Origin of the sequence: Halomonas sp. H10-9-1 (assembly GCF_040147005.1) — a bacterium.
Classification (GTDB): Bacteria; Pseudomonadota; Gammaproteobacteria; order Pseudomonadales; family Halomonadaceae; genus Halomonas.
The window spans coordinates 1,303,236-1,319,673 of record NZ_JAMSHO010000001.1 but is presented as its reverse complement, the minus strand read 5'-3'; the positions used below and the strand labels follow the sequence as shown (position 1 = coordinate 1,319,673).

At 66.2% G+C, this 16,438-nt stretch carries 13 protein-coding genes and 11 tRNA genes; 7 read left to right on the top strand and 17 right to left on the bottom strand.

What is annotated here, in order from left to right; translation table 11 throughout:
- Positions 1-253: 253 nt before the first annotated feature.
- The 9 genes from queF to NFH66_RS05945 all read right to left on the bottom strand — a co-directional run bounded on the left by queF (position 254) and on the right by NFH66_RS05945 (position 3,662).
- Entirely contained in the window at positions 254-1,087 is an 834-nt protein-coding gene (queF, locus tag NFH66_RS05985; protein WP_349609111.1) for an NADPH-dependent 7-cyano-7-deazaguanine reductase QueF, read from the bottom strand.
- Complete coding sequence (locus tag NFH66_RS05980) at positions 1,084-1,857, bottom strand: ABC transporter permease (RefSeq protein WP_349609109.1); 774 nt, start codon at positions 1,855-1,857, stop codon at positions 1,084-1,086. The genes queF and NFH66_RS05980 overlap by 4 nt, the downstream gene beginning before the upstream one ends.
- A complete protein-coding gene (locus tag NFH66_RS05975; protein ID WP_349609107.1) occupies positions 1,854-2,828 on the bottom strand; it encodes an ABC transporter ATP-binding protein in 975 nt (324 codons plus the stop codon). Before NFH66_RS05975 ends, NFH66_RS05980 begins: the two co-directional genes overlap by 4 nt.
- Before the next feature lie 248 nt (positions 2,829-3,076).
- A tRNA-Gly gene (locus tag NFH66_RS05970) sits at positions 3,077-3,151 on the bottom strand.
- 25 nt (positions 3,152-3,176) lie between these two features.
- Positions 3,177-3,252 (bottom strand) — tRNA-Glu (locus NFH66_RS05965).
- Between the two features lie 22 nt (positions 3,253-3,274).
- A tRNA-Gly gene (locus NFH66_RS05960) sits at positions 3,275-3,349 on the bottom strand.
- Between the two features lie 59 nt (positions 3,350-3,408).
- Positions 3,409-3,484 (bottom strand) — tRNA-Glu (locus NFH66_RS05955).
- Positions 3,485-3,487: 3 nt separating this feature from the next.
- A tRNA-Gly gene (locus tag NFH66_RS05950) sits at positions 3,488-3,562 on the bottom strand.
- Between the two features lie 24 nt (positions 3,563-3,586).
- Positions 3,587-3,662, bottom strand: a tRNA-Glu gene (locus NFH66_RS05945).
- 324 nt (positions 3,663-3,986) lie between these two features.
- Here NFH66_RS05945 and NFH66_RS05940 point away from each other — a divergent pair.
- The 4 genes from NFH66_RS05940 to NFH66_RS05925 all read left to right on the top strand — a co-directional run bounded on the left by NFH66_RS05940 (position 3,987) and on the right by NFH66_RS05925 (position 5,646).
- Positions 3,987-4,427, top strand: a complete 441-nt coding sequence (locus tag NFH66_RS05940) for an Hsp20/alpha crystallin family protein (protein ID WP_132041402.1) — start codon at positions 3,987-3,989, stop codon at positions 4,425-4,427.
- A 26-nt stretch (positions 4,428-4,453) separates the two neighbouring features.
- Positions 4,454-4,858 (top strand): Hsp20/alpha crystallin family protein, encoded by a 405-nt coding sequence (locus NFH66_RS05935; RefSeq protein ID WP_132041401.1) that lies wholly within the window; start codon positions 4,454-4,456, stop codon positions 4,856-4,858.
- A gap of 54 nt (positions 4,859-4,912) precedes the next feature.
- The gene (locus tag NFH66_RS05930) at positions 4,913-5,395 is read left to right on the top strand and encodes an Hsp20/alpha crystallin family protein (protein ID WP_349609104.1); all 483 of its coding nucleotides are present in this window, start codon (positions 4,913-4,915) and stop codon (positions 5,393-5,395) included.
- 174 nt (positions 5,396-5,569) lie between these two features.
- A tRNA-Met gene (locus NFH66_RS05925) sits at positions 5,570-5,646 on the top strand.
- A 56-nt stretch (positions 5,647-5,702) separates the two neighbouring features.
- Here NFH66_RS05925 and NFH66_RS05920 read toward each other — a convergent pair.
- On the bottom strand, positions 5,703-7,004 hold the full coding sequence (locus NFH66_RS05920; RefSeq protein WP_349609102.1) for a M18 family aminopeptidase: 1,302 nt from the start codon (positions 7,002-7,004) through the stop codon (positions 5,703-5,705).
- A 130-nt stretch (positions 7,005-7,134) separates the two neighbouring features.
- Between NFH66_RS05920 and NFH66_RS05915 the strand changes: the two genes are divergently transcribed.
- Positions 7,135-9,204, top strand: coding sequence for a carboxy terminal-processing peptidase (locus NFH66_RS05915; protein WP_349609100.1), 2,070 nt, complete (start codon positions 7,135-7,137; stop codon positions 9,202-9,204).
- A gap of 193 nt (positions 9,205-9,397) precedes the next feature.
- Here NFH66_RS05915 and NFH66_RS05910 read toward each other — a convergent pair.
- The 4 genes from NFH66_RS05910 to NFH66_RS05895 all read right to left on the bottom strand — a co-directional run bounded on the left by NFH66_RS05910 (position 9,398) and on the right by NFH66_RS05895 (position 9,896).
- A tRNA-Asn gene (locus NFH66_RS05910) sits at positions 9,398-9,473 on the bottom strand.
- Between the two features lie 28 nt (positions 9,474-9,501).
- A tRNA-Asn gene (locus NFH66_RS05905) sits at positions 9,502-9,577 on the bottom strand.
- Positions 9,578-9,611: 34 nt separating this feature from the next.
- A tRNA-Asn gene (locus NFH66_RS05900) sits at positions 9,612-9,687 on the bottom strand.
- A gap of 132 nt (positions 9,688-9,819) precedes the next feature.
- Positions 9,820-9,896 (bottom strand) — tRNA-Met (locus NFH66_RS05895).
- Between the two features lie 45 nt (positions 9,897-9,941).
- Between NFH66_RS05895 and NFH66_RS05890 the strand changes: the two genes are divergently transcribed.
- Complete coding sequence (locus NFH66_RS05890; protein ID WP_349609098.1) at positions 9,942-10,130, top strand: hypothetical protein; 189 nt, start codon at positions 9,942-9,944, stop codon at positions 10,128-10,130.
- Positions 10,131-10,187: 57 nt separating this feature from the next.
- Positions 10,188-12,635, top strand: coding sequence for an acyl-CoA dehydrogenase (locus tag NFH66_RS05885; protein WP_349609096.1), 2,448 nt, complete (start codon positions 10,188-10,190; stop codon positions 12,633-12,635).
- A gap of 207 nt (positions 12,636-12,842) precedes the next feature.
- Here NFH66_RS05885 and NFH66_RS05880 read toward each other — a convergent pair whose 3' ends face one another.
- The 3 genes from NFH66_RS05880 to NFH66_RS05870 form a co-directional block, all read right to left on the bottom strand.
- Complete coding sequence (locus tag NFH66_RS05880; protein ID WP_349609094.1) at positions 12,843-14,762, bottom strand: SLC13 family permease; 1,920 nt, start codon at positions 14,760-14,762, stop codon at positions 12,843-12,845.
- Between the two features lie 63 nt (positions 14,763-14,825).
- Complete coding sequence (locus NFH66_RS05875) at positions 14,826-14,948, bottom strand: hypothetical protein (RefSeq protein ID WP_349609092.1); 123 nt, start codon at positions 14,946-14,948, stop codon at positions 14,826-14,828.
- Positions 14,949-15,053: 105 nt separating this feature from the next.
- Positions 15,054-16,382: an aspartate aminotransferase family protein gene (locus NFH66_RS05870; protein ID WP_349609090.1), complete on the bottom strand. Its 1,329-nt coding sequence runs from the start codon at positions 16,380-16,382 to the stop codon at positions 15,054-15,056.
- Between the last annotated feature and the right edge of the window lie 56 nt (positions 16,383-16,438).

Genomic DNA, 16,438 nt, shown 5'->3' with positions numbered 1-16,438 from the left:
TCTTTCTCGTCACTCTATCAGCTGCCCGAACGCCTGTCGTGCCGGGCGCCCTCCTCGTTAGGGCTATCGCAGATAGATACATCGCTCGGGGCTGATCTGGGGGCAAGCCTGTGAGGAGGCGCTGTGAACCCTTCCTTGGGCGCTACCGACGCCATCCCTGGCGTAGGACCTCCTCGTCGGCTTGCCCCCAGCGCCCCTCGGCCTTCGTAACTGCGATAGCCCTGCCCGCCTAGCGCCTCTCTGCCGCGCGTCCTTACTGGCGAGAGAGCCGCAGCGGCGCCGGGGGACGCTCACCCGGGGTGGCGCGCCAGGGGCTGATGTCCAGCCCGCCGCGGCGCACGTAACGCGCCAGCACCAGCAGCCGCTCGGGTCGGGCGCGGGCCATCAGGTCCATGAAGATATGCTCCACGCAGTGCTCGTGGAAGTCCTGGTGCTGGCGGTAGCCCACCAGGTAGCGCAGCAGTCCCTCGCGGTCGAGGCGCGGCCCGCGGTAGCGGATCAGCACGCTGCCCCAGTCGGGCTGGCCGGTGACCGGGCAGTTGGACTTGAGCAGGTGGGAGTGGAGGGTCTCCTCCACCACCTCGTCGCCGACACGCAGGTGTTCGGCACTCGGGGTGTAGTCGTCGATGGCGATATCCAGGTCGTCCAGGCACTCGCCGGGCAGCCGGCGCGGCGCGAGCGCCTCGTCGTCGACCGCGAAGAGTTCCACCGACACCGCGGCCCCGGCAACCTGCGCCAGGTCGCGCTCCAGGGTCTCGATGACCGCCTCGCGACTGGCGAAGCGGCTCTGGTTGAAGCCGTTGAGGTAGAGCTTCCACGACTTCGATTCGATCAGGCAGGGCGACTGCGCCGGTACCCGGAAGCGAGCCACGGCGACCACCGGCTTGCCCCGGGCGTTGAGCCAGCTGACCTCGAAGGCGTGCCACTCGTCCTCGCCGACGAAGGGCAAGGCGCCCTCCTCGATCCCCAGCGGGGCGCGGTTGGCGGCACGGGGGATGGGATAGAGCAGCCCGGCGTCATAGCGCTCGGGATAGGCGGATTCGCGCCCCAGGGGGGCATCGGCGAGAGTCTCCGGCCGCTGGCTCATGAGCGGATCCCCTGGCCACGCTCCAGCATGCGCAGGGCGATGGTGAAGAGTACCGCGATGAAGGCAAGGATGGCGGCCAGGGCCCAGCCGACCGGAATGTCGGAGACGCCGAGGAAGCCGTAACGGAAGACGTTGACCATGTAGAGGATCGGGTTGAGCATCGACACCCCCTGCCAGAACTCCGGCAGCAACGAGATCGAGTAGAAGACCCCGCCCAGGTAGGTCAGCGGCGTCAGGATAAAGGTCGGCACGATGGAGATATCGTCGAACTTCTTGCCCAGCAGGGCGTTGATGAAGCCGCCGATGGCGAACAGTGCCGCGGTCAGCACCACCACCAGCACCGTGAGCAGCGGATGGGCCACCTCGAGCCGGGTGAAGAACAGCGAGACGCCGGTGACGATCAGCCCCACGCCGAGGCCTCGCGCCATGCCGCCGAGCACGAAGCCCGTCAAGACCACCCAACTGGGCATCGGCGACACCATCATCTCCTCCACGCTGCGCTGGAACTTGTTGGAGAAGAAGCTCGAGGCGACGTTGGAGTAGCTGTTGGTGATCACCGCCATCATGATCAGTCCGGGGACGATGAAGTCCATATAGCTGTAGCCGTCCATCTCGCCGATGCGCGAGCCGATCAGGTTACCGAAGATGATGAAGTACATGGTCATGGTGATCGACGGCGGCAGCAGGGTTTGCGGCCAGATGCGCGTGAAGCGCTTGATCTCCTTGACCACCAGGGTCCAGAGGGCAATGGCGATCTGATGCGGATTCATGCGCGCGCCTCCTTGTCCTTGCCGGCTTCGGCGGCCCGGTCCAGGGCCTCGTTGCCCTGCTCCACCATGCTGACGAACATCTCCTCCAGGCGGTTGGCGCGGTTGCGCATGGAGACCACCTGGATGCCCCGGGCAGAGAGCACCTCGAAGATATCATTGAGGCGCTGGCCACGCTGCACCGCCACACTGAGCTGGGCGGGCTCCGACTGGTTGACCTCGAAGCCCGACACCACCGGTACTTCCTCCAGCGGGTGGGCCAGGTCGAGCAGGAAGGTCTCGGTGTCCAGCTCCATCAGCAGGTCGCGCACGCTGGTGTTACGGATGATCTCGCCATGGTTGATGATCGCCACGTTGCGACACAGGCTCTCCGCCTCCTCCAGATAGTGGGTAGTGAGGATGATGGTGGTGCCCTCCTCACGGTTGATGCGCCGCATGTACTCCCACATGCTGCGACGCAACTCGATGTCCACACCCGCGGTGGGCTCATCGAGGATCAGCAACTTCGGCCGGTGCATCAGCGCCCGGGCGATCATCAGCCGGCGCTTCATGCCGCCTGAAAGCATCCGCGCACTGCCATTGCGCTTGTCCCAGAGCCCCAGGTCACGCAGCAGCTCCTCGGCACGGGGCAGCGCCTCGCGACGCGACATGCCGTAGTAGCCGGCCTGGGCCAGCACGATGTCGATGACCCTCTCGAACTGGTTGAAGTTGAACTCCTGGGGCACCACGCCGAGGTGGTACTTGGCGCGGGCGAAATCCTGGTCGATATCGATGCCGAAGATCGACACCCGACCGGCGCTCTTCTGCACCAGCGACGACACCACCCCCAGGGTGGTGGACTTGCCGGCGCCGTTGGGGCCCAGCAGCGCGAAGAAGTCCCCTTCGGCGACGTCGAGATCGATGCCCTTGAGGGCCTGGAAGCCATTGCCGTAGACCTTGGTCAGGCCACGGATGGACAGAGCCGGTTCGGCCATGCGCAATCCTTGGAACGGTTCGGGGTTCGGTGCGGGCATGCCGCAAAGGCATGACGATATGGGGACGAGGCCGCCAGAGTTCAAGCCATGGGCGATTTCCTGCGGGCCGGGCACGCAGAACGGCCTGCACAACGGCAGACTACATCGAAGTAAATAGGGGGCAGGTTCCGATTGGAACGGGAAGGAGATTCGACCGGGCTGGCGCCCCAGCTCCTGACGCGAGCCTTGGCCGATTGCAGGTGACCGATTGGAGCGGGAAAGGAGATTCGAACTCCCGACCCTCGCCTTGGCAAGGCGATGCTCTACCACTGAGCTATTCCCGCTTTATCGGTGGTGCGGCGAGCGAGGTGGCGTCCCATAGGGGGTTCGAACCCCTGTTCCCGCCGTGAAAGGGCGGTGTCCTGGACCACTAGACGAATGGGACGCAGCGTCTTCCCTTCGGAAGATGGAGCGGGAAAGGAGATTCGAACTCCCGACCCTCGCCTTGGCAAGGCGATGCTCTACCACTGAGCTATTCCCGCCTGTCTCGCACTTCTCGTTCTACTTCTACTTCGACGACTCACTGCTGCTGCCGAAGAAGTGGCGTCCCATAGGGGGTTCGAACCCCTGTTCCCGCCGTGAAAGGGCGGTGTCCTGGACCACTAGACGAATGGGACGCATGGAGCGGGAAAGGAGATTCGAACTCCCGACCCTCGCCTTGGCAAGGCGATGCTCTACCACTGAGCTATTCCCGCACTCCGGTTACCTGATGAGTCGAGTGGCGTCCCATAGGGGGTTCGAACCCCTGTTCCCGCCGTGAAAGGGCGGTGTCCTGGACCACTAGACGAATGGGACGCAATGTCTCGTCTCATCGAAGTGGCGCGCATAGTAACTACCACCTGGCAGAGTGTCAAGCATTGACTAGATACCCAACAACCGTGGTTGCGTTGTCCGCGGCCAATCGCCCAGCCTACCCGACCCTTGATAATTACCCACCGCGCTCCCATCTATAGATTGCGTGGAATGCCGCAACATGGGGCCGACATGCCTCTTCCTGCCGGACCGACGACGGTTCTGCTTCTTCTTTTGCGACGTTTGCGACACTTCCACCAATAAGACTCGTTCGCACCCCTGGTGAGAACGTGCAGTGTCTGAAAACCGTGAGAAGAGGAGAAGACAATGCTGAATTTCGGATTACCATCGGCACAATGGGATCCTTTTGCCGAGCTGAGGCAACTTCAATCGCAGATGAACCGCCTGTTCGCCGGCGGCGCGCGCACCGTCGGCGATGGCGCCTGGCCGCCGGTGAATATGTGGCTAAGCGATAACAGTGTCGTGGTCACCGCCGAGATACCGGGTGTCGGCACCGACGACATCGATCTGACCGTGCGTGAAAACACCCTGATCATCGCCGGCAAGCGCAGCTCCCCCACCGAAGACGAGAGTGCGTCCTGGCACCGCCGCGAGCGCCCAACGGGCGAATTCTCACGCTCGATCCGCCTGCCCCTGAGGGTGGATCCCGACAAGGTCGAGGCGCGGGCGAAGAACGGCGTTCTGGAGATCGAGATGGGCCGCCCCGATGCGGAACAGCCGCGCAAGATCTCGGTCAAGGCCAGTTGACGAACGGGAAAATAAGGAGGCGTGACATGGTACAGGAGCTCAAGAAGACAGGCGGTGACGTCGCAACGACCAGCGAGCGTAACGAAGAGAGCATCAGCGGCCCCGTGTTCCGACCGGCCACTGATATCGTCGAGAAGGATGGCGTTGTGACGCTGGCCATCGACATGCCGGGGGTGACGCCCGACAGCGTCGATGTCTCGGTCGAGAACCGCGCACTGACGGTGCGGGGAGTCATCGACGCGCCTGCGCCTGAAGGTTACCGGCGCATCTATGCCGAATATGCGCCAGGCACCTTCGAGCGGGCCTTCAGCCTGCCCGAAACAATCGATGCGAACGGCATCGAGGCCAGCCACCGCGACGGTGTGCTCACGCTCAGGCTAACGAAGAGCGAGGCCGCCAAGCCGAAGCGGATCGAAGTCAAGGCTACCTGAAGCGGCCTCGACCCACCTTGGCAACCACGTGGCAAACACGAAAGGAGGATCAAGATGGCATTCAGTGATCTTATTCCCTGGAGCCGGGAGCGTAACCGGGCGCCGGCCCGCCGCGAGGCGGACGAGAACCCGATGGTCTCGCTGCAGCGTGACCTGAACCGTGTGTTCGAGGATTTCTGGGCACGCTTCGACAGCCCCTTCGGGGACAATCTCGCCGCCGGGCCGCGCACCAACATCTCGGAGACCGATGAGGCGATGCTGGTCTCGGTTGACCTGCCGGGACTCGATGACAAGGACATCGAGGTGAACGTCACCGATGACATGCTGACGATTCGTGGCGAGCGCGAGGAGAAGAGCAACGAAGGCGACTTCACCTCGCAATCGCGGCGCAGCTTCCATCGGATGATCCCGGTGCCACCGGGCGTGGACCCCGAAAAGGCCGAGGCGGAGTTCAAGCGCGGCGTGTTGACCGTCACGCTACCCAAGACCGAAGAGGCCAAGTCAAGGGTGAAGCGTATCGATGTCAAGTCGGAGTAATCCGACAGAGCTGGCCGCGGACCGGACGATCTGGCCCGCGGCCAATCCGCTTTAATCGCCAGCCTCTCGCCGGTAGATGCGACACCCCGAAGAGGCCGTGCGGGATAATGCGGGATCAGGATCCACATCAAACGCTTGACAGTCCGTCCGGCGATGGATAGATTACTCGCCGCTGGCTACGTAGCTCAGCTGGTTAGAGCACATCACTCATAATGATGGGGTCCCCTGTTCGAATCAGGGCGTAGCCACCAGCCAAACACCAAGAAGCCCGCCTGATATCGTCAGGCGGGCTTCTTGGTGTTTAGCGTCAGGCCAGTTCGGCGCGATTGCAGAAGGCGGCAAGCACCCGTGCCAGGTAGGCCACATCCTGGGCACCCGCGGTCTCACGGATCGAGTGCATGGCCCACTGGGGAACCCCCACGTCCAGGGTCGGCACACCGAGCTCGGTGGCGGTGATCGGCCCGATGGTACTGCCGCACCCCATGTCGGCGCGCGTCACGAAGCTCTGTACCGGCACCTCGGCCTCGCGACAGAGGTCGCGGAACAGCGCCGCGGTGGCGCTATTGGTGGCATAGCGCTGGCTGGCATTGACCTTGATCACCGGACCGCCATTGAGCGCCGGGCCATGCGCGGCATCGTGCTTGTTCTGGAAATTGGGGTGCAGGGCATGGGCGTTGTCGCAGGAGATCATCCTGGAGGCCTGGATCAGGCGGATGAACCCCTCCTCGCCGCCGTCACCGAGTCGCTCGTTGACCCGGCGCAGCACATCGCCCAGAAAGGGCCCCTGGGCGCCACAGGCGCTGGCGCTACCCACCTCCTCATGGTCATTGGCCACCAGCAACGCCCCCTGCCTGCCATCGCTGGCCAGCAGCGCCTCCAGGCCGATAAAGCAGGAGAGCAGGTTGTCGAGCCGGGCGCTGGCGACCAGCTCGCCGTTGACCCCCACCCGTGCCGGCGGCTGCATGTCATGGAAGCCCAGTTCGAAGTCGAGCACTTCGAACGCCTCGAGAGCATGCTGCTCGACGATCCACTCCTCGAGTAGCCGCTTGAGGTCGGCGCCCTCCCCGCCCTGCAGCAGCACCGGCGCCATCTCGGTCTGGGCATTGAGCGCACGACCGTTGTTGGCCTCGCGATCGAGGTGGATGGCCAGGCTGGGAATGATCGCCACGGGGCGATCGACATGCAGCAACCGTCCCTCGAGACGCCCGTCGGAGCGACGCACATGGACCCGGCCGGCGAGCCCCAGGTCGCGGTCGAACCAGGGCGCAAGCAGCGCCCCACCATAGACCTCGACGCCGAGCTGCAGCCAGCCCGCCGCGGTCTGGGCGGCATTGGGCTTGAGCCGCAGTCCGGGGCTATCGGTGTGAGCACCGATCATGCGCAGCGCCTCGAGCCTGCCTGCTGGCAGCTGCAGGGCGATGATCGACGAGTCGTTACGCGTCACATAGACCCGCTCGCCGGGCGTGAACGCCCAGGCCTCGCGCTCATCGAGACGCCGGAAACCGGCCGATTCGAGGCGGGCGGCCATGTTCGCGGTGGCATGCCAGGGAGTGGGCGAGCGATGCAGGAAGTCGAGAAGCCGCTGGAGCAGATCGTCCTGGGACAGCATGGATTCCTCGGGGCTGGAGGTGATGGGCGCAGCAGGTAAGCTGCTACAATGGATCTCCGGCCAGCGCAACTCGCGGGCCGGATCAGGGTCAAGGGAAATGAGTGTACATCAAACCGGGAGTGCTTCATCGATGAGCCCGCTTGCCCATATGGGACGATCCATGGCCGTACTGGCAGGCCTGCTGCTGAGCGCCGGCGTCGCCCTGGCACAGCTAGAACCCACCGACGCCCAGCGCCAGGTCGCCACCGAAGTGGCCGAATCGCTGCGCTACGGCCACTACGCCGACGTCAGCCTGGATGACAGCTGGTCACGCCAGGCCTTCGAGCGCTATCTCGACGTGCTCGACGGCCAGCGCGCCTTCCTCACCGCACAGGACGTGGCGGAGTTCCTCCCGCTGGAAGAGCAGATCGATGACGCCCTGCTCGATGGCGAGCTGGCCCCCTTCTTCGCTCTCTATCAGCGCTACCACAAGCGCGCCGAGGCACGCTTCGAGTGGCTGCTGGCGCGCCTCGACGACGGTCTCGACTTCACCTACGACGGACAGCAGCGTCTGGAGGTGGACCGCGAGGATGCCCCCTGGGCCGAGACCCCCCTGGCCCTCGACGAATTGTGGACTCGCCGCCTCAAGAATGCCGCCCTTACCCTGGTGATCAGCGACCAGGACGACGAGCAGGTCGAGGGCAACCTTCGGCAGCGCTACGAGGGCCAGCTCAGCCGCCTGCGCCAGACCAAGCCGGAAGATGTCTTCGGCCTGCTGATGGCCGCGGTCACCAGCACCATCGACCCCCACAGCGAGTACCTCTCACCCCGCCAGGGCGAGTCCTTCGACATCCAGATGCGCCTCTCGCTGGAGGGCATCGGCGCCCTGCTGCAGGCCGACGGCGAGTACGTCAAGGTGGCAAGCCTAGTGCCGGGCGGCCCCGCCGAACGCGCCGGGGTGCTGGAGCCCGCCGACCGCATCGTCGGCGTCGGCCAGGAGGATGGCGAGATGGTGAACGTGGTGGGCATGCGCCTGGATGAGGTGGTGGAACTGATCCGCGGACCCAAGGGCTCGGTGGTACGCCTCGACATCGTCCCCGCCCAGGCGGTGGACATGACTCGCTCCAAGGAAGTGCAGATCACCCGCGACACCGTGAAGCTCGAGGACCAGGCGGCACAGAGCGAGGTGATCGAACTCGAGCGCGACGACGGCAGCCACCGTGTCGGCCTAATCACCGTGCCCACCTTCTATGTCGACTTCGACGCCTGGCAGGCCGGCGAAGAGGAGTATCGCAGCACCACTCGCGACGTGGCCAAGGAGATTGCATCACTCCAGGCGCAGGGGATCGAGGGCATCGTGCTCGATCTGCGCAACAACGGCGGCGGCGCCCTGCAGGAGGCCAACTCGCTGATCGGGCTGTTCATCGATCGCGGCCCCACCGTCCAGGTACGCGACGCACGCGGGCGCATCAGCCTCTACGGTGATACCGAGACCGGCGCCGCCTACGACGGCCCGCTGGTGGTGCTGGTCAACCGCCTGTCGGCCTCCGCCTCGGAGATCTTCGCCGGCGCCATCCAGGACTACGGCCGCGGCCTGGTGGTGGGAACCCCCACCTTCGGCAAGGGCACGGTGCAGACCCTCAACGAGCTCTCCCACGGCGAGATCAAGCTGACCCGCGCCAAGTTCTACCGCATCTCGGGCGAGAGCACCCAGAACCGCGGCGTGGAGCCGGACATCATCTTCCCGAGCCTGATTGACCCTGAACTGATCGGCGAGAGCAGCCTCGACAACGCCCTGGACTGGGACACGGTGCGCTCGGTGCAGTACCGCAAGTACGGCGAGCCGTGGCGTTTCCTGGAGTCGCTGCGCGACCGCCATCGCCAGCGCACCGAGGTCCATCCCAACTTCCGCTATCTCGAGCAGCAGGCCGAGCTGAATCGCCGGATGCGCGAGGAAACGACCAGCGTCAGCCTCAACCGCGAGCTCCGTCAGGAAGAGTTCAAGGCCCAGGAGGCCGAACAGCTTGCCCTGGAGAACCAGCGCCGCGAGGCACTCGGTCTGGAGCACCTGGAGGAGTGGACCGATACCCGAGGCGAGGAGGACGAGGGCAGCGCCGAAGAGGAGGAGCCGGTAGAGCAGGTACAGACCCAGGAAGCCGCCCATATCCTGCTCGACTACGCCCAGCTGGAGAACAACTTTCGCTTCGCCCACCGCGACTGACGTCGCCTCTTCCCGCACCACAGCAGGCCGTCGCCCCTTCCGGGCGGCGGCCTTTTTCGTGGACGCTGCGTCAGCGACAGGGTGTCGCTACCGACAACGGCAGGCACACGAAAATTCCGGGACCAGGGCCGGAGCGGGGATTCAGGCTACGCGATCAGCGCGAGACGAAAGAGGGATCAGTACAAGGAAGAGATGGCTCCCGGAGCAGGACTCGAACCTGCGACCCAGTGATTAACAGTCACTTGCTCTACCAACTGAGCTATCCGGGAATGACCTGAGGTGACGATGACGGGCGGTTGGCTCCTCGAGCAGGACTCGAACCTGCGACCCAGTGATTAACAGTCACTTGCTCTACCAACTGAGCTATCGAGGAATCACGCCGTATCGTTGTGTTACTGGCGCCGTGTTGGCTCCCGGAGCAGGACTCGAACCTGCGACCCAGTGATTAACAGTCACTTGCTCTACCAACTGAGCTATCCGGGAACGGCGTCGAACACGGGGCGTAGTATACGGATCCGCCCGACAAGGTCAAGGACATCCGCGATGATCCGTGTCTGCTGCCGCCTATACGCACAGCGCCCGCCTGGCGATGCCGGGCGGGCGCTGAATAAATCCTGGTGGCTACGCCCTGATTCGAACAGGGGACCCCATCATTATGAGTGATGTGCTCTAACCAGCTGAGCTACGTAGCCTTTTCACAAGATTGCCCGACCCTGGCCGAGCAATGGAGACGCATTATGCACACGGGCACGCCGCTTGGCAAGCCCGACGTTGGTGCACTCCTCGACGAAGCCACCGCGGGGGCGGTCATCGATGGAGGCGGCCTGGCCTCGCACACCCTGGCGGCAGTGATCGACGGCCTGCGGCTGCGCGAGGCAGTCGGACTTGGCATGACGGCACTGGCCAGTCGCAGCGATGTGGGCTAGTCTGAAAGAATTCAAACAAATGTTCGAATCTCTATCATCGCCCCCTGGAGACGTCCCATGTTCACCCTGATCTTGCTGCTCGCGGCCATCATCGGCCTGCTCGCGGTGATGCGCCGGGAGGCTGGCGCCCTGCCCGCCCTGGCGGTGCTCGCCGTCATCGGCCTGATAAGCCTGCTGGCCGCCTCCCCCGTGCTCGGCATCCTGCTGCTGCTTGGCGCCGCTGGCGTGGCCGCCGCCGGGCTGCCGGCCCTGCGCGGCAAGTGGCTGACCCCTCGCCTGTTCACCATGTTCAAGAAGGTCTCGCCCAGGGTCTCCGAGACCGAGCGTGTGGCGCTGGAGGCCGGTAGCGTCGCCTGGGACGGCGAGCTCTTCACCGGCAAGCCGAACTGGCAGGCCCTGCTCGACTACACCGACGAGGGGCTGAGTGAGGAGGAGCAGGCCTTCCTCGACAATCAGTGCTCCGTGGCCGCCGGCATGTGCAATGCCTGGGATATCGCCAAGGAGCGGGCCGACCTGCCCCAGGCGCTGTGGGATCACCTCAAGCAGGAGCGCTACTTCGGGATGATCATTCCCAAGGAGTACGGCGGCCTCGGCTTCTCGGCCAAGGCCCAGTCGCTGGTGCTGCAGAAGCTGTCGATCAACGAGACCCTGATGGTCACCGTTGGCGTGCCCAACTCCCTTGGGCCGGGTGAGCTGCTGCTGAAGTACGGCACCGACGAGCAGAAGAACCACTACCTGCCCCGCCTGGCCGACGGCCGCGAGATACCCTGCTTCGGCCTGACCGGCCCTCGCGCCGGCAGTGATGCGACCTCGCTGCCCGATACCGGCGTGGTCTGCAAGCAGGTGATCGATGGCGAGGAGGTGATCGGCCTGCGCCTCAACTTCGAGAAGCGCTGGATCACCCTGGCACCCATCGCCACCGTGGTGGGCCTGGCCTTCCGCCTCTTCGACCCGGACCATCTGCTCGGCGAGGAAGAGGATCGCGGCATCACCCTGGCACTGATCCCTCGCGATACCGAGGGCATGGAGATCGGCCGCCGGCATCACCCCATCGGCAGCCCCTTCCTGAATGGTCCGATCCGCGGCAAGGATGTGTTCGTGCCGCTCTCCACCATCATCGGCGGCGAGACGATGATCGGCCAGGGCTGGCGCATGCTGGTGGAGTGCCTCTCGGTGGGTCGCTGTATCACCCTGCCTTCCGGTGCCACCGGCACCGCGCGTTACGCCATCGGCTGGAGCGGTGGCTTCGCCCGCATCCGTCGTCAGTTCAATGTGCCCGTGGCCGAGATGGAGGGCGTACAGGAGCCGCTGGCCCGCATGACGGCACTGGGCTATATCGCCCAGGCCGCGGTCTACCAGACCGCCAACACCATCGATCACGGCGAGAAGCCGGCGGTGCCCTCGGCGATCCTCAAGAGCCAGCTCACCGAGTTTCAGCGGGTGATCCTCGGCGATGCCATGGATATCCATGGCGGCAAGGCGGTGACCCTGGGCCCGCGCAACTATCTGGGGATCGGCTATAGCGCCAACCCGGTGGCGATCACCGTGGAGGGCGCCAACATCATGACCCGTAACCTGATGATCTTCGGTCAGGGCGCCATCCGCTGCCATCCCTACGTACTCGAGGAGCTGGCCGCCAAGGACGCCGACGACCTCCAGGCCTTCGACCGCGCCTTCTTCGGGCATGCCGGCCTGATCTTCGGCAACGCCGCCCGGGCCTTCACCCTGGGGCTGGGGATCGGCAAGCCGGCAGTGCCCTTCGACGCCGAGGCCGGGCGCTACGCCCAGGAGATCGCCCGCCTCTCGGCCGGCTTCGGGCTGTGTGCCGACGCCGCCATGGCGAGCCTCGGCGCCACCCTCAAGCTGCGCGAGATGCTCTCGGCGCGGCTGGGCGATGTGCTCGCGAACCTCTATCTCGCCTCCATGGTGATCAAGCAGTGGCACGAGGGCGACAAGGTCGAGGACGAGGCGGCGCTCCTCCACTACAGTTGCCAATTCCTGCTGGGGCGCGCCGAGCAGGCCCTGGACGAGCTGTTCGACAACCTGCCCAACCGCGCCCTGGCCGGCGTGTTGCGCCGGGTGGTGATGCCGCGGGGCCGACGCTTCAAGCGTCCCCATGACGACTTGGCCCGGACCATCGCCCAGGCGGTCTCGCGGGACAGCCCCCTGCGCGCCAAGCTGCTGGCCAACACCTGGAGCGTCGACGACGGCAGCCAGCCCAACTTCCTGGCTCGCTACAACACCCTGCTGGCCTCCCAGGAGCGCGCCGAGGCCCTCTACCGCACCGTCAACAAGGCCTATGCGAAAGGGGAGCTGCCCGCGGCGGCCCTGCACCCCGAGCAGCGGGTGGAGGCCGCGCTCGCCGCCGGGCTGGTCTCGGCAGACGACGCCGCCTTCATGCGCGAGCGGGAGGCCCAGGTGCTGGAGCTGCTCACCGTGGACGACTTCGAGTACGACGCCTTCGTCACCGACAAGTCCAAGGTGCTGCGCCACCACGGCGCCTGACGGCTCTCATCCTCGCCATCCCCACCATCCCCACGCCCCGGCCAGGTGCCGGGGGTTGTGCGTCCCCCAAAGCATGACTCGAGGCTATTCCGGCGAAAGGCCTACGAGGGGGCGCTGTGAATACCTCCCTGTACGCTACCGATGCCATCCCTGACATAGGCCCCCTCTACGTCCTTTCCCCGGCGCCTCTCGTACCCTGGCACCGCTTTATAGCGGCCACACCAGCAGGATCATGGGGATCGCCACCAGGGTGATCACCCCCTCCAGGGGCAGCCCCATGCGCCAGTAGTCGCCGAAGCGGTAGCCGCCGGGGCCCATCACCAGGGTGTTGGACTGGTGGCCAATGGGCGTCAGGAAGGCACAGGAGGCACTGATCGCCACCGCCATCAGGAAGGGGTCCAGCGAGACCCCGAAGCCATTGGCCAGGCTCGCGGCAATGGGCGCCATCAGCACCGCCGCCGCGGCGTTGTTGACCACGTCGGAGAGCATCATGGTGATCACGAAGAGGCCGGTCAGGGTGATCACCACCGGCCACTCGCTGCCCCAGGCGAGCATCGCCTCGGCGATCAGGGCGGCGCCACCGCTGGTCTCCAGCGCCTGCCCCACCGGAATCATGGCGCCGAGCAGCACGATCACCGGCCCGTCGATGGCCTGGTAGCCCTCGCGCAGAGGCAGCACTTCCACCAGCAGCGAGACCAGCGCGGCGGTGGCCAGCGCCACCGCCGCCGGCAGCATCCCGGTGAGGATGGCCAGGATGGCGGCGGCGAAGATGGCCAGCGACACCAGCAGCAGGCGCGGCTGGCCGAGCCTGAGCTCGCGCCGGGCCAGCGGCAGGCAGCCCAGGGTCGCCAGGCTCTCGGCGAGCTCGCTCTCGCCGCCCTGCAGCAGCAACACGTCCCCCGGGCGGAAGCGGATCTCGCGCAGACGCTGCTTGAGGCGGCCGCCGTCCCGGGCCACCGCCACCAGGTGCAGGCCGAACTGGTTATGGAGGCGTAGCTGGGTCACGGTGCGGTTGACCATCATGGAGTCGTTGCGCACCACCGCCTCCATCAGCTGTAGCCCCTCGGTGTCCACGCCGCGCTTCTCTTCCTTCTTCTTGCGTTTGCCCTTGTCCGTCTCCCTGTCCCCGGCCCGCTCCCCGGTCGCATCCTCACGGCGACGCCTCGCCTCATCCTGCTCTTCTTCCTGCTCTTCTTCCTGCTCCTCCTGCTCCTCCTGCTCCTCCTGCTCCTCTTCTTCGGCGTCCTGGCCCAGGCTCAGCCCCGCCTTCTCCTCCAGCAGTTTCATCTCCTCGGGGCCGGCCTCCAGCAACAGGATATCGCCCTCCCTGAGGGTGCCGAAGAAGGCGTGGCCGGCGCGGCGCTTGTCGTTGCGCACCACGGCCAGCACCGGGATGCTCTCCTCCAACTCCTGCTGCAGCTCACGCAGGCTCAGGCCATTGGCCTTCGACTCCTCGCCGACGCGCAGCTCCACCAGGTAGTGGGCGGTGTCGAACATCGCCTCCGTGGAGGCCTTGCCGGCCCGCTGGGGGACCAGCCGCCAGCCGATCAGCAGGATGAAGGCGAGGCCCGCCACGGCCACCGTGGCCCCTACCGGCGTGAAGCTGAACAGACCGAAGCCCTCGCCGGTGACGTCGCCGCGATAGCTGGCGATGATGATGTTGGGCGGGGTGCCGATCAGGGTGGTGAGCCCACCCAGCAGCGAACCGAAGGCCAGCGGCATCAGCAGCAGCGACGGCGAGGTATCGTGCTCCCGGGCGAGGCGCATGGCCACCGGCAGCAGCAGCGCCAGCGCCCCGACGTTGTTCATGAAACCGGAGAGCACCACCACGGTGCCGGTGAGCGCCGCCAGCTGCAGAAAGAGCCGCTCCCCCACCTTGAGTACCTGGTCGGCGATCACGTCCACCACCCCGGAGTGCTCGAAGCCGCGGCTGAGCACCAGCACCGCAGCCACGGTGATCACCGCCGGGTGGCCGAACCCCAGGAAGGCCTCATTGCCTGGCACCAGGCCCAGCATCACCGAGCCGAGCAGCGCCGCCAGCGCTACCAGGTCATAGCGGAAGTGGCCCCAGACGAAGGCGACCAGGGTCGCGCCGAGCACGATGAAGACCAGGGTGCTGTCGGCCATCGCTTCACCTCCTGTGAGTTCGGATGGCCCCAGCATCGCCAGGCAAACGGATGGCGACAAGGATTATTTCGCCCTCTTCTCCCGCCTGGTGTTGACCGCCTCGAGGTGCTCGGGCTCGTTGTGGCACCCGCCCTGGAGGGCGGCACCGAGCTCGAGGAAGTCCTTGAGCTCGGTGCGTTGCGCCATCGCCATCTCTCGTGTGGTGAGGCGGGCGTCGGTCAATGGCGGTAGGGGCAGGCTCGTGTGCAGGCGCCCTTCGGAGGCGAGGCGAAAGCCGCTCGACAGCGGCCGTTACGAGTGGGTGAGGACGCGCGCCAGGGCGGCGTCGAGCTTGTCGACGATCTCATCGAGCTGGACATCGTCGAGGATGAAGGGCGGGGCCAGCAGGATGTGGTCGCCGCGGCGGCCGTCCAGGGTGCCGCCCATCGGATAGCACATCAGGCCCTCATCCATGGCGGCGCGCTTGACCGCCGCATGCAGCTTGCGCGCGGGGTCGAAGGGCGTCTTGGCGTCGCGCTCGGCGACCAGCTCGAGCCCACGGAAGAGCCCCCGGCCGCGGATGTCGCCGACGTGGGGATGCTCTGCGAAGCGTGCCTCGAGGCGCTGCTGGAGCCCCTCGCCCAGGCGCACGACCCGCTCGAGCAGCCCGCGCTCCTCGATGGCGCGCTGCACCGCCAGGGCGGCGGCGCAGGCGGTGGCGTGGCCGATGTAGGTGTGGCCGTGCTGGAAGAAGCCCGAGCCCTCGGCGATGGCCGCGCGGATGCGCTCGCTGACCAGGGTCGCGCCGATCGGCTGGTAGCCGGCCCCGAGGCCCTTGGCGACGGTCACCAGGTCGGCGGTCACGCCCTCCTGCTCGGCGGCGAAGAGGGTGCCGGTGCGCCCCATGCCGCACATCACCTCGTCGAGGATCAGCAGGATGCCGTGGCGATCGCAGATCTCGCGCACCCGCCTGAAGTAGCCCGGCACCGCGGGCACCGCACCCAGGGTCGCGCCGACCACCGGCTCGGCAACGAAGGCCATCACGCTCTGTGGCCCCAGGCGCTGGATCTCGGCCTCGAGCTCCGCGGCCAGGCGCTCGCCGTAGGCTTCCGGGGTCTCGCCGGGGGCCTGGTCGCGATAGGCGTAGCAGGGGCTGACGTGGCTCACCTCGACCAGCAGTGGCTCGAACTGCTGCCGGCGCCAGGCGTTGCCGCCGGTGGCGAGCGCCCCGAGGGTGTTGCCGTGATAGCTCTGGCGCCGGGCGATCAGGTGCCTGCGCTGGGGCTCGCCGCGCTCGATGAAGTACTGGCGCGCCAGCTTGAGGGCCGCCTCCACCGCCTCGGAGCCGCCGGAGACGAAGTAGACCGAGGAGAGGCCCGCCGGCGCCCGCTCGACCAGGAAGTCGGCCAGCGCCTCCATCGGCGCGGTGGTGAAGAAGGAGCTGTGGGCATAGGCGAGCCGGCCGACCTGGTCACGCACCGCCTCGATCACCTCGGCATCGCTGTGGCCCAGGCAGGAGACCGCGGCCCCGCCGCAGGCATCCAGGTAGCGCTTGCCCTGGGCGTCGATCAGGTAGGGCCCGTCGCCACCCACGGCGGTCGGGTAGGCGTGCGTCAGGTGGCGGTGGAAGACGTGGCTCATGCGATCCTCTCGACGGATATGCAAAGACAACAACCATTCTTATAAAACGGAAATAT